Genomic DNA, 12,865 nt, shown 5'->3' with positions numbered 1-12,865 from the left:
CCATGGTTCACATAACTATGAAGTTGTATTTCCGTAATTGTATGTTCATTACATCGGCAAATGTTTGCCATTGTTTCGTTCTTAAAGGATAAACTGACTTAAATCTTTATTCCGTGCGATAGAACCCAGCTTCCCTTCGACATATTGTGGTGTAATCGTAATCTTCTCCATTGTGATTTCGGGAGCTTCAAACGACAGGTCCTCAAGCAACCGTTCCAAAATGGTATGAAGCCGTCTTGCACCAATATTATCTGTATTTTGATTTACTTCGAAGGCCACTTCAGCTATCTTACGAACAGCATCGTCAGAAAATTCAATTTCTATACCTTCAGTTTCCAATAAAGCAACATATTGTTTTAACAATGCATTATCAGGTTCATGGAGAATCCGCACAAAGTCATCAACGGTCAGTTTGTTCAATTCCACCCGGATTGGAAATCTCCCCTGCAGTTCCGGGATAAGATCGGATGGCTTCGCTATATGGAAGGCACCTGCCGCAATGAACAGGACATGATCCGTCTTTACGGAACCATACTTCGTCACGACCGTCGAGCCTTCTACAATAGGTAATATATCCCTTTGAACACCTTCCCTGGAAACATCGGCTGAAGAGCTTCCAGACTGCTTGCTGGCGATTTTGTCGATTTCATCGATAAAGATGATCCCGTTTTGCTCAGCACCGTAAACGGCTTCTGAGGTGACATCATCCATATCAATCAATTTGCCCGCTTCTTCATTTGTTAGAACGATTCTTGCTTCACTTACTTTCAATTTGCGCTTTTTGCTTTTTTTCGGCATCAAGCTGCCTAAAGCGTCTTGCATATTCATCCCCATTTGTTCCATTCCCGAACCCTGGAGCATATCAAACATTGAAGCAGCCTGTTCTTCCACTTCAACCGTGATCATTTCACTTTCGAGCTCACCATTAGCAAGCTTTGCAGCGACGATTTTTCTTTTTTCCTGCAAACTTAAATCTTCGGAATTTTCTTCCGGGTCCTGTTCATCTTGATTGCTATTGCCGCCAAAAAAGACTTCAAGAGGATTTTTGAAATTACTTTGTTTTTTCGCAGATGGCACCAATAGCTCAATTAAACGGCGGTTGGCATTTTCTTCAGCACGTTCTTTTACGCTGGCCATCTTTTCTTCCTTCACGAGGCGGACGGAAGTCTCCACCAAATCACGGACCATGGATTCTACATCCCTTCCGACATATCCGACTTCCGTAAATTTCGTTGCTTCAACTTTTACAAAAGGAGCACCTACCAATTTAGCCATTCTCCGAGCTATTTCTGTTTTCCCGACTCCTGTCGGTCCAATCATTAATATGTTTTTCGGAACGACTTCATCACGAAGTTGATCCGAGAGAAGGGAACGTCGGTAGCGATTGCGAAGAGCCACTGCCACTGCCCGTTTTGCATCACGCTGCCCCACGATATACTGATCCAGTTTTTCGACGATTTGCCTCGGTGTTAAATTAGCTTTATTTGACATTTGCGCTCCTCCTTACAACTCTTCCACGATTATGTTCGTATTCGTAAATACACAAATTTCCGCTGCAATTTGTAAAGATGATTGGGCAATTTCCTTCGCAGATAAATGCTCACTGGAGAATCGCATCAATGCCCTGCCGGCAGCAAGTGCATAGTTGCCGCCTGATCCGATGGCAAGAATCCCGTCATCAGGTTCTATGACTTCCCCGGTACCGGAAACGAGCAGCAAATGGTCCTTATCCATGACGACTAGCATGGCTTCGAGCTTTCTCAATACATTGTCACTTCTCCATTGTTTTGCCATTTCGACGGCAGCACGCTGAAGATTGCCATTATACTCCTCAAGCTTTGCTTCGAACATCTCAAATAAGGTGAATGCATCTGCAACAGAGCCTGCGAAACCTGCAAGGACATTACCATTGAAGATTTTCCTGACTTTTCTTGCTGTATGCTTCATCACTACTGAATTTCCTAACGTAACCTGCCCATCACCGGACATGGCGCATTCACCTTTATGATGCACTGCAAATATCGTTGTCATAAAGTGTCCCCTTTCAACATTTAAGCCCGTGGATGTGTTGCATTATAGACTTTTTTTAATTGGTCTTTTGTAACATGCGTATACACTTGCGTTGATGAAATTTTGGAATGACCAAGCAATTCCTGAACGGTACGAATATCCGCCCCATTATTCAATAGATGGGTTGCAAATGAATGCCTTAGCATGTGGGGATGAAGACTTCCCTCCGCGGCTGACTTTTTGATCAATTCATTTAATATATAGCGAACTCCCCTAGGTGTCAGAGGGTCTCCACGAAAATTTACGAATAAATAAACATGCGCCTTGGCGTCAGACGAAGTCATTTCCATCCTGGCTGTACGTATGTATAACTCTATCGCTTCTTGAGCATATTTACCAACCGGAACGTAGCGATCTTTTTTCCCTTTCCCATGCACCAGTACTGTACCAAGGGACAGATCGATATCGTGCAGCTTAATCTCACAACATTCACTTACGCGAATGCCAGTGGCATACAGTAATTCCAGTAAAGCATTGTTCCTTTTTCCTATCGGTGAATCTTTATTTAAAGAAGAAAACAACTGTTCCATTTCCTTCTCATAAAGAAACCGTGGCAGTTTTTGATCCTTTTTAGGCAAAGAAACAAGGGAAAAAGGATTATCCTTCACATCGCCTTCACGTAATAAGAATTTATAAAAGCTCCGCAGACAAGAAGTTTTCCTTGCTACAGTGCGCTTAGAAAGGTTTTTCTCATATAAACTCGTTAAAAACAACCGGACATCAAAATATTCAACAGAGGTGATATCCGTCATTCCCTGTTCATCAAGAAACAGGAAAAATTCGAGAATATCACGTTTGTAATTTTCAATGGTGTAATGTGAACTGTTTTTTTCAATTTGTAAATATTCGATGAAGGATGATAATGCCTTTTTTTGATTCATCATGGAAACACCTCGCAAAGGCTAATAAATAGTATCATACTTTAAAACGGCAGGCAAATATTTTACAAATTTTTCACAAAGTTCTGAATTGTGTCCAAAGCGCGCTTAGCATGCGTTTCGTTCCGTTCTTTTTTCGATTTGATCCTCACTTCAAGGTCTGGAAGCAGTCCAAAGTTCGCATTCATCGGCTGGAAGCTTTTTCCGTTTGTCGATGTTATGTACCTTGCCATGCTCCCCATAGTCGTCTCGGCAGGGAAAACGGCAGGGTCCTGGCCTTGGACGATTCTTGCTGCATTTATACCTGCAATCAGCCCTGATGCTGCGGATTCAACATACCCTTCGACACCAGTCATCTGACCGGCAAAGAACAAATCATCCCTATTTTTGAATTGGTACGTAGGTTTCAGGACGTTAGGAGAATTTATGAACGTATTACGGTGCATAACTCCATAACGAACAATTTCCGCATTTTCCAATCCAGGGATGAGCCTTAACACTTCTTTTTGCGGGCCCCATTTTAAATGTGTCTGAAAACCAACAATATTATATAGTGTGCCTGCTGCATCGTCTTGACGCAATTGGACGACAGCGAAAGGGCGTTTTCCTGTTTTGGGATCTTCCAAGCCAACTGGCTTTAATGGACCGAATAACATGGTTTTCTTCCCGCGCGATGCCATCACTTCAATCGGCATACATCCCTCAAAAAAGATTTCTTTTTCAAATTCCTTTAGCGGAACCGTTTCAGCAGAAATCAACGCTTCATAAAAGCGATCAAATTCCTCCTCTGTCATCGGACAGTTCAAGTAAGCAGCTTCGCCTTTATCATAACGGGATTTTAGATATACCTTATCCATGTCGATGCTGTCCTTTTCAAGAATAGGAGCGGCTGCATCATAGAAGTATAAGTATTCTTCGTCCATGATTTGCTTTAAGCTGTCGGATAGGGACTGACTTGTAAGCGGACCGGTTGCAATGATGGTGGGCCCATCGGGGATCTCTGTTACCTCTTCATTAATGACCGTTACATTGGGATGATTCTTCACCCTTTCCGTTACAAGGCCGGCAAATTCATGACGATCGACTGCCAGTGCGCCGCCTGCAGGTACAGCACAAGCATCTGCTGCGGACATGATGACCGAATCAAGCATGCGCATTTCTTCTTTTAATACTCCGACTGCATTTGTTAGCGTATTTGCCCGAAGTGAGTTGGAACAAACAAGTTCAGCGAATTTATCGGTATGATGGGCTGGCGTTTGTTTTACCGGACGCATTTCGTATAGATCCACTTTAATTCCTCTTTTAGCTAACTGCCAAGCCGCTTCACTTCCAGCAAGCCCCGCACCGATAACACTTACTTTTGTTTCTTTCATTTTTTCGAACCTCCATGTATAGATATGATAAGACAGGATCATTTATCATTAAAATTGCATTCATAAGCGTTTCATTTTTAACGATATTTATGTATTTATTCTAAGAAATACCTACTCCTGCTAACGATAATTATAAAGCATATGCCTTGGATACGGCATTTCTCTTGCCAACCTTTTTTCCTAAGTGGATAATTTGGCGCAAAGAGGAATTATATCTTTAAAGGAATACACTTGTCCACTGAATTTTACATCACATCACCCAAATAAAAAAGTTTCATGTTCCATCCATTTTCTTCTTGGGAAGTAATTGTGCTCGTTACCATGATACCATACTTCCAGGAACATAAAGAAACTCGGCGAATGCCGAGTCGGTCTATATTGAGTTTTCTTCCGGATGCAGGCACAAAGCACCGTTCCATCCCATTTAACTCTACGCTTGAGGCGTTTCTTTGAAATCACAGTCCATACACTGGACCTGCACACCTTTTTTGAGCTTTTTCTCAACAAGTGTGCCCTCACATTTAGGACAACTACGAGGAAGGGGCTTATCCCAAGAGATGAAGTCGCATCCAGGGTAAGTATCACAACCGTAAAATATGCGGCGTTTTTTACTCTTCCTTTCAATGATGTTCCCTTCTTTACATTTCGGGCATTTCACACCAATCTCTTTCACGATCGGTTTGGTGTTACGGCAATCCGGGAAATTACTGCATGCCATGAACTTCCCGTAGCGCCCCATTTTAAAGACCATTTCATGGCCGCATTCCGTACAATCTTCTCCAGCAGGCTCATCTTTGATCTCGATTTTCTCCATTTCGACCTCGGCTTTAGCCAAATGAACCGCAAACTCTTTATAAAATTCATCAATGACCTTAATCCATTCGATGCTGCCTTCTTCGACGCTATCGAATTCCTGCTCCATCTTGGCCGTGAACTCGGCATCAAGAATATCCGGGAAGAATTCACGTATCAATTCAAGGACAATTTCACCAAGCTCTGTCGGGATGAATCGTTTATTGTCCAAGGTAACATAGCCCCGTTTTTGAATCGTATCCAAGGTAGGTGCATATGTAGAAGGTCGGCCTATACCAAGTTCTTCTAAGGTTTTGACAAGCCTCGCTTCTGTATAGCGGGGCGGCGGCTGTGTGAAATGCTGTTTCGGCTCGACATCTTTCGAAAAGAGTTGATCGCCTTTCTTTACATCCGGAAGGGAATTTTCCTTTTCTTCCACAGAGTCATCGGAACCTTCCACATATACCTTCATGAAACCTGGAAACTTGATTTTGGACCCATTGGCCCTGAAGATTACATCGCCATTATGAAGGTCAATGCTCATTGTGTCCATGACCGCCGATGACATTTGGCTCGAAACGAACCGTTCCCAGATCAATTTATATAGACGGAATTGATCTCTGGATAAATACTCCTTGACGATATTAGGTTCACGTAATGTGCTGGTTGGCCGAACTGCTTCATGCGCATCCTGTGCATTGGTCTGCTTTTTCTCTTTGCGCTGTTCAACCTGTACATAATCCTTCCCATAACTATTTTGGATGAAGGTATGGGCTTCCTGTTTAGCAATATCGGAAATCCGGGTCGAGTCCGTCCTCATATAAGTGATTAATCCGACTGTCCCTTCCTTTCCAAGCTCGATTCCTTCGTAAAGCTGCTGGGCAAGCATCATCGTTTTCTTTGCACGGAAATTCAATTTTCGTGCCGCTTCTTGTTGCAGGGAAGACGTCGTAAAAGGTGCTGCCGGATTACGTTTTCTTTCCTTTTTAGCCACGGCGCCGATAGTGAATTCACTGCCTTTTAAAGAAGCGAGTACTTTTTTGACGTCCTCTTCGTTGTTTAATTCTTTACGCTCTCCCCCGATACTGAAAAAGGAACCTTCAAACTGTTCTTTTCCTTTCACGAAATCCGCCTTGATTGTCCAATACTCTTCCGGGTTAAAATCTTTGATTTCTTTCTCCCGGTCGATGATCATCCTTACAGCGACCGATTGGACCCGTCCAGCACTTAGGCCTTTTTTTACTTTTTTCCATAACAGCGGGCTAATATTGTAGCCGACCAAGCGATCCAAGATCCTTCTTGCCTGTTGTGCATCAACCAATTTCATGTTGATCGGCCTCGGCGATTTAAATGATTCTTTGATCGCTTCTTTCGTGATTTCATTGAAAACCACGCGGCAATCGGAGTTGATATCCACATCGAGACTGTGAGCCAAATGCCAGGCAATGGCTTCACCTTCTCTGTCGGGGTCAGCTGCGAGATATATTTTTTTCGCTTTTTTTGCAGCGGTTTTCAATTCTTTTAAAACCGGGCCTTTGCCGCGGATCGTTATATATTTAGGTTCATATTCATGTTCAACATCGACACCCATTTGACTTTTAGGCAAATCACGCACATGCCCCATGGAAGCCTTTACTTTATATTTTTTTCCCAAGTAGCGTTCTATCGTTTTCGCCTTCGCAGGCGATTCCACAATCACTAAGTATTCTGACATCCAATAAATCCTCCTCAAAGAGGTAATATAAATCTTCACTATTATTAATCATACAAAAATCATTTGTCAACACCCCATTACTTTTCAAAGCATGTTGACTTACATATTCCTAACCATTTTAGCTAAAAGATTCCATTTGCAAAACTTATAACAGTTTTACAATATTTTCAACCCTTTTGTCTAATATTTCAACCCATTCAGGTAAAAATCGCCTTTTTTTACTAATTCCCTGGCTGATTTTCCGTCTATCTTCTATATTATATTGCGAAAAAACTCTTCCTCGATCTGCTTGGAATTCAAAACAAGTTTGGCTCCATCGGAAATCAATTGATTGGTCCCGATTGATTCTGGACTCGTTACATTTCCTGGAAGTGCAAACACCTCACGCCCCTGCTCCAAAGCCGTTTGTGCCGTTATTAAGGAACCGCTTTTTTCTTTTGCCTCCACAACGAACACTCCTTGTGATAATCCGCTGATGATACGGTTCCTTAGCGGGAACATCCATGGTTCCGCTCTCATTTCCGGTGGAGTCTCAGAAATGAGCACCCCTTTAGCCATGATTCTCTCTGCAAGGGGAATGTTGGACTTTGGGTATATTTGCATAAGCCCTCCTCCCAAGATTCCAATCGTATCCCCGTCCGCATCTAACGTGATTTCATGCGCCCTTGAATCGATTCCCGCCGCAACACCACTGATGATGACGTATTTTTTCTTAACGAGCGGTAATAAAATCGTTTTTAAGGCCTCCAGTCCGTACGAGGTCGGCTTACGCGTTCCAACGACACCTAGCGTATCACTCCTACTTAGGAGCTTCTTATCGCCTTTATAATAAAGAACCCAAGGGGGATCGAATATTTGCTTCAATAAAAAAGGATAATCATCATCAAGGATCGTTAGCCAATGAATTTGGCTATCTTCATATCTCTTGAGCTTTTCAAGGGTATTGAGAGAATGTAAATCTTTGAGAAAGAGGTTAAGTTTATTGGAAGGGATAGGGAGCAATTTTACCCATTCATTGCGTTTGGTAGTAAAGAGGGAAGAAAGGGATGGATCATTGGACATGATTGTTTGGATCGTTTTCCATCCTGCACCGCGGCAATGATGGAGGTGGATTAACTTTTCTATACGATTCAACGGAAGCACCCCTAGTCATTTATTTTTAAGAGGTTGATCGTGGCGGAAGCCGGATTGCCGAAAAAAGGAGAGGGAAATAAAGGCCGACCCAAAAAACAGGTCGGCCAGCATGGATCAATGTGTTTTACAAGGTTCGTAAATGCCTTTTTCTTTCAGGACGGAAATCAATGTTTCGCCCATTACGGATGGAGTCTCGGCAACTTTAATTCCACATTCGTTCATAACGCGGATTTTCTCGTCAGCAGTGCCTTTTCCTCCAGAAATGATCGCACCTGCGTGTCCCATACGTTTACCGGCAGGAGCCGTACGGCCGCCAATGAAGCCAACAACAGGCTTTGTCATATTCTCTTTCACCCAGAGAGCTGCCTCTTCCTCTGCCGTGCCTCCGATCTCTCCGATCATGATCACTGCATGGGTTTCCGGATCCTCGTTGAATGCTTTCAACACATCAATGAAGTCCGTTCCGTTAACGGGATCTCCACCGATTCCGACAGCTGTCGATTGCCCGATGCCTTCTTGAGATAATTGATGAACGGCTTCATAGGTCAAAGTTCCGGAACGGGAAACTACACCTACATGGCCTTTTTTATGGATGTAGCCTGGCATGATACCGATTTTGCATTCTTCAGGGGTGATGACACCCGGGCAGTTCGGCCCGATCAAACGGGTCTTTTTGCCTTCCATATAACGCTTCACCTTGACCATATCCAGAACGGGAATATGTTCCGTAATGCAAATGACAAGATCAAGCTCTGCGTCAACTGCTTCCAAAATTGCATCCGCTGCAAATGGAGCAGGAACGTAGATTACCGATGCATTCGCTCCGGTTTCAGTGACAGCTTCGGAAACTGTATTGAATACAGGTACTCCTTCCGCTTCCGTTCCACCTTTACCCGGAGTGACTCCGCCAACGATCTTCGTGCCGTATTCCAACATTTGTTTAGTATGAAATAATGCTGTTGAACCAGTGATTCCCTGAACGATCACTTTCGTATCTTTATTAATAAAAACGCTCATTATGTTCCCCCCTGCCTATTATCCTACAAGTGATACTATTTTTTGTGCTCCATCTGCCATTGATTCAGCAGCCGTGATATTCAAACCTGACTCTTTTAGGATCTGTTTGCCAAGATCCACATTCGTTCCTTCAAGACGAACAACCAAAGGTACGTCCAGGCCAAGCTCTTTAGCAGCAGCTACGACGCCTGCCGCAATGATGTCACATTTCATGATTCCGCCGAAGATGTTAACGAAAATGCCTTTAACATTTTGATCGGACAGGATGATTTTGAAAGCCTCTTTTACTTTTTCCTCTGTGGCGCCGCCGCCAACATCAAGGAAGTTAGCCGGATCTCCCATATAATGTTTAATGATGTCCATCGTTGCCATAGCAAGCCCAGCACCATTAACCATGCATCCGATATTACCGTCAAGCGATATGTAACTAAGGCCATGTTTTGATGCTTCGATCTCTTTCGCATCCTCTTCATCCAAATCACGGAATTCCGCGATGTCCTTATGGCGGTAAATCGCATTATCATCGAAGTTCAATTTAGCATCAAGTGCCATGACATTTCCATCACCCGTAACGACTAATGGATTGATTTCAGCAATTGAACAATCTTTGTCAACGAAAGCTGTATATAAGTTCACCATAAGCTTGGAAGCTTTGTTTATAAGTTTAGCCGGGATATTGATATTGAAAGCGATCCTGCGCGCCTGGAAGCCCGTCAGGCCGACAACCGGATCGATCACTTCTTTGAAAATTTTCTCCGGTGTCTTTTCAGCCACTTCTTCAATTTCCGTTCCGCCTTCTTCAGAAGCCATCAAAACGACACTATTGGTAGCACGGTCCAAAACCAGACCGATGTAATATTCTTTCGAGATGTCGCAGCCTTCTTCAATAAGTAAACGCTTAACTTCCTTGCCTGCAGGACCAGTTTGATGGGTCACCAGCGTTTTACCAAGAATTTCTTGTGCATATGTACGTGCTTCGTCAAGGTTTTTCGCTACCTTAACTCCACCGGCTTTTCCGCGGCCGCCCGCATGAATTTGAGCTTTGACGACAACAACTTCCGTACCTAATTCCTTCGCTGCTTCCACTGCTTCATCAACAGTAAAGGCAACCCGGCCATTCGGAACGGATACCCCGTATTGTCGCAAAATCTCTTTCCCCTGATACTCATGGATATTCATTTCCCATCCTCCTTATCTACTAAAAAACAACTTTGAGATTTAATGCGTGTTTTCTCTTACATAGTACAACAAAATTCTGCTTCGTGCATAATTTTCTTTCGTTTTTTTTGGAAATCATTATAATAATATACTAATATAAAAAGGGATAAACAGGGAATGGATCGATCTTGCTCTCTCTTTCCCTCTATTAAATTTTATTTAATCGGCATGCCTAAACCAATTCCAAAAAAGGTAATTTATAGAATGGGTTTTAGCAATAGAGCTTATTATGAAAGCCTTTTCCATGATATAAATCTAGTGAGTCATTTTTATAAATTATAGTTTTTTCTAAAAAAACAGTCTTTTCCAGCAATACCCTAATAAAAAAGCAAAAAGGAAAAGTTCTGGATTTTCCTTTTTGCTGCTTATTAATTATGTTTTTAGTATAATTAAATTCTTTTGGCAATTTCCCTAAATTTCTACATAAACCAACATGAATCACCTAAAAAGTCTAATGGCTCACCCATTGTCCTTCATCTGCATCTCCTTGTCCGCTTTATAAATGAAGGCAAATACCTCCGCTACCGCAGCATACAATTCTTCAGGAATCGTCTGATTTATATCCAATTGACCTAAAAGCGCTGCAAGCGACTCATCACTTTGAACGGGAATATTCAGTTTCATCGCCTTTTCCAGAATATTTTCCGCCGTTTTTCCTTTTCCCTTCGCCAAGATGACAGGGGCAATCGATTTCTCTTGATCATATTTTAAGGCAATCGCTTCTTTTCGTTTTACATTTTTCATATTCGAATATCCACTCCACTATAAGATCCCGTTTCTGAAAAAGGATTGAACTTCGGCCCTTTGCCGCCGATTCTTTCATGCTTCGGGTTAACGAACGACACACCGGACAATCTGTAATCCATCTTCTCCAAATTCCCTCTCAGCAGATTTACATATCGATTGGCTGCCCCTTCCATGTGTGCCACTTGCTCATTGATGACCGTCACGTTGATGACCCGTTTTTGAACATGCATATCGATGACCGTTTCTTTTATGCCTTCTAGCTCTAGATAAAACAGGACCCGACAGAAATCGGGATCTATATTGCCATCTTTCGTTTTCCGTCCGCTCCATTGCAATGTTAAATCTGTTTGGGCATGCCCCAGATTAAGAGGAAGTGTAAGGAGCAGATTCTGCAATGGCCCATTTTCCTGTGAAAGGATCTGCTGCGCCGTGATCCGATTCAGGATCTGTTCAGCCAACTCCTTGATACCTGCTGGCAATTGTTCATTCAGCAGTTTTAACAGCAGCGGCTTTAGTGTCTCCATATCCTGCGGGTTTTCCTCCAGATTGGCTGCGGATTGGTTAATGAGTGCATGCTCCAGCTGAAGGCCGAGTAACTTCGTCAATTCTTTGAGCTGAAATGCAACAGATGCACCATTTGTAAAATCGACGGCTTGGTATTCCGCTTCCATAACATGAGCCAGAACCAATTTCTCATTATTCCTTAAGGACAGGGCCTCAGGCTGCTGTGTATCCGACTGCAAGATCATCTCGGCTGCCTTGCCCTTCGCTGCAGCTACCAGCTGCTTATCCCCATTCAAATAAGCCAAGAGGTCATCCAATGCCGTATTGGCACCTACCGCTGTTCTTCCTGATGCCACTTCAGTAAAAGCATCCACAAGCATATGAAAAGAAAGCGAAGATATCTTTTCAGAAGAAACATTTTTCTTCTGAACCTGCTGGATTTCAGCTGGCATTTTTGCCCCTACCTGGTCAATATCGTTCATTAAGCGCTGTAATTTAATTTCGACCTTTTCAAGTTCCCCCAATGACCCATCCTTTGCCCTTGACAGCATTTGCAAGCCGTGGTGAAATTTATCGATCGCTGGATTGTCAGGAAATCCGGTCCTTGCCTGTGCTCCCTCCATTAAATTGTTCAAAAAGAAAGCTTCCGTCAAACCCTTTGGAATGAATCCTGTCTTTTGGAGCAGTGAGAAAGCACCGGATTTCATTTCGGCTGTAGAATCGGGATCGAGCCAGCTAGTCACAAGTTGCTGCAAACCGGTTTGTTGAATTTGGCTCCTTCCTGCAATTTGCAACCTGTCCAATACGGCCATTAACTTGACGGTTGTTATCGTTTTCTCCCCCACCGCCTGTAACTGCTGCTGGAGGGAAGTGAGCTGTTTGTGGAAGGGTGCTCCCTTGGCCTGTGCCAATAATGCATCAAAAACCTCTTTAACAATGGGAAATTGCTGAATAAACATCGTTTTAAAGATGGGAAGACCAGCTTCAGGTGAATCAGCAGCTTTTAACCATTGCAAAGCGGACTGAAAGGTTTCCTTGGTTATAGGAAGACGGTTTTTCAGAAAATATTCGGCAAGCTTGGCTGCAGCCGGGTCGGAATTCATGCCAAAGTGAGCGGTCAATTGTGCAGCCGCTCCCTTTAAATTGGCATAATTCACATCCGGAAACTCCAGAGCCCTCAATACAAGCTTCCCTTCAATCGGCTGCTCTACTTGAAACCAATATCTTTCCCCTGTGCGAAGCGGGATATCGAGCGTCGCAATCATCTTTTGATCGCCAATCTGCACCTCGGCCATCCGGTTAGGAAATACCTTATTCACCTTCCCGAAAAGAATTTGCCCATTTTTCAGACTTGCAGCTCCTAGCGTTTCAACTGGTGAAGCTGCAGGTTGACCGCTTGTTATGGATTGCATCACTCA

General features: G+C 43.2%; 10 protein-coding genes. All 10 read right to left on the bottom strand.

Going from position 1 to position 12,865, the window contains the following annotated elements; genetic code table 11:
* Nucleotides 1-81: 81 nt before the first annotated feature.
* Nucleotides 82-1,491, bottom strand: coding sequence for an HslU--HslV peptidase ATPase subunit (gene hslU, locus AS888_RS24045; RefSeq protein WP_061144612.1), 1,410 nt, complete (start codon nt 1,489-1,491; stop codon nt 82-84).
* Between the two features lie 12 nt (nt 1,492-1,503).
* Nucleotides 1,504-2,031, bottom strand: a complete 528-nt coding sequence (hslV, locus tag AS888_RS24040; RefSeq protein WP_057913421.1) for an HslVU peptidase proteolytic subunit — start codon at nt 2,029-2,031, stop codon at nt 1,504-1,506.
* A gap of 20 nt (nt 2,032-2,051) precedes the next feature.
* A complete protein-coding gene (gene xerC / locus AS888_RS24035) occupies nt 2,052-2,954 on the bottom strand; it encodes a tyrosine recombinase XerC (protein WP_061144611.1) in 903 nt (300 codons plus the stop codon).
* Between the two features lie 59 nt (nt 2,955-3,013).
* Entirely contained in the window at nt 3,014-4,321 is a 1,308-nt protein-coding gene (gene trmFO / locus AS888_RS24030; protein WP_061144610.1) for an FADH(2)-oxidizing methylenetetrahydrofolate--tRNA-(uracil(54)-C(5))-methyltransferase TrmFO, read from the bottom strand.
* A gap of 430 nt (nt 4,322-4,751) precedes the next feature.
* The gene (gene topA, locus AS888_RS24025; RefSeq protein ID WP_061144609.1) at nt 4,752-6,827 is read right to left on the bottom strand and encodes a type I DNA topoisomerase; all 2,076 of its coding nucleotides are present in this window, start codon (nt 6,825-6,827) and stop codon (nt 4,752-4,754) included.
* A 252-nt stretch (nt 6,828-7,079) separates the two neighbouring features.
* Nucleotides 7,080-7,961, bottom strand: coding sequence for a DNA-processing protein DprA (gene dprA, locus AS888_RS24020; RefSeq protein ID WP_061144608.1), 882 nt, complete (start codon nt 7,959-7,961; stop codon nt 7,080-7,082).
* Nucleotides 7,962-8,075: 114 nt separating this feature from the next.
* Nucleotides 8,076-8,978: a succinate--CoA ligase subunit alpha gene (sucD, locus tag AS888_RS24015; RefSeq protein ID WP_061144607.1), complete on the bottom strand. Its 903-nt coding sequence runs from the start codon at nt 8,976-8,978 to the stop codon at nt 8,076-8,078.
* An 18-nt stretch (nt 8,979-8,996) separates the two neighbouring features.
* Nucleotides 8,997-10,157 carry an ADP-forming succinate--CoA ligase subunit beta gene (gene sucC / locus AS888_RS24010; protein ID WP_061144606.1) on the bottom strand — a complete coding sequence of 387 codons (1,161 nt, stop codon included), beginning with the start codon at nt 10,155-10,157 and terminating at the stop codon, nt 8,997-8,999.
* Nucleotides 10,158-10,655: 498 nt separating this feature from the next.
* Complete coding sequence (locus AS888_RS24005; RefSeq protein ID WP_061144605.1) at nt 10,656-10,940, bottom strand: EscU/YscU/HrcU family type III secretion system export apparatus switch protein; 285 nt, start codon at nt 10,938-10,940, stop codon at nt 10,656-10,658.
* On the bottom strand, nt 10,937-12,859 hold the full coding sequence (locus AS888_RS24000) for a hypothetical protein (RefSeq protein ID WP_061144604.1): 1,923 nt from the start codon (nt 12,857-12,859) through the stop codon (nt 10,937-10,939). The genes AS888_RS24005 and AS888_RS24000 overlap by 4 nt, the downstream gene beginning before the upstream one ends.
* Nucleotides 12,860-12,865 lie beyond the last annotated feature (6 nt).

It is taken from the genome of Peribacillus simplex (assembly GCF_001542915.1).
Classification (GTDB): Bacteria; Bacillota; Bacilli; order Bacillales; family DSM-1321; genus Peribacillus; species Peribacillus simplex_B.
Note: the sequence above shows the minus strand (reverse complement) of the source record. Positions and strands in the feature narration are given on the sequence as shown.

Excerpts from the sequence above, each read along its gene's own strand:
- AS888_RS24005 (WP_061144605.1), bottom strand. The coding sequence starts at position 10,940 with ATGAAAAATGTAAAACGAAAAGAAGCGATTGCCTTAAAATATGATCAA.
- trmFO (WP_061144610.1), bottom strand. The coding sequence starts at position 4,321 with ATGAAAGAAACAAAAGTAAGTGTTATCGGTGCGGGGCTTGCTGGAAGT.
- hslU (WP_061144612.1), bottom strand. The coding sequence starts at position 1,491 with ATGTCAAATAAAGCTAATTTAACACCGAGGCAAATCGTCGAAAAACTG.
- sucD (WP_061144607.1), bottom strand. The coding sequence starts at position 8,978 with ATGAGCGTTTTTATTAATAAAGATACGAAAGTGATCGTTCAGGGAATC.
- xerC (WP_061144611.1), bottom strand. The coding sequence starts at position 2,954 with ATGATGAATCAAAAAAAGGCATTATCATCCTTCATCGAATATTTACAA.
- hslV (WP_057913421.1), bottom strand. The coding sequence starts at position 2,031 with ATGACAACGATATTTGCAGTGCATCATAAAGGTGAATGCGCCATGTCC.
- topA (WP_061144609.1), bottom strand. The coding sequence starts at position 6,827 with ATGTCAGAATACTTAGTGATTGTGGAATCGCCTGCGAAGGCGAAAACG.
- sucC (WP_061144606.1), bottom strand. The coding sequence starts at position 10,157 with ATGAATATCCATGAGTATCAGGGGAAAGAGATTTTGCGACAATACGGG.
- AS888_RS24000 (WP_061144604.1), bottom strand. The coding sequence starts at position 12,859 with ATGCAATCCATAACAAGCGGTCAACCTGCAGCTTCACCAGTTGAAACG.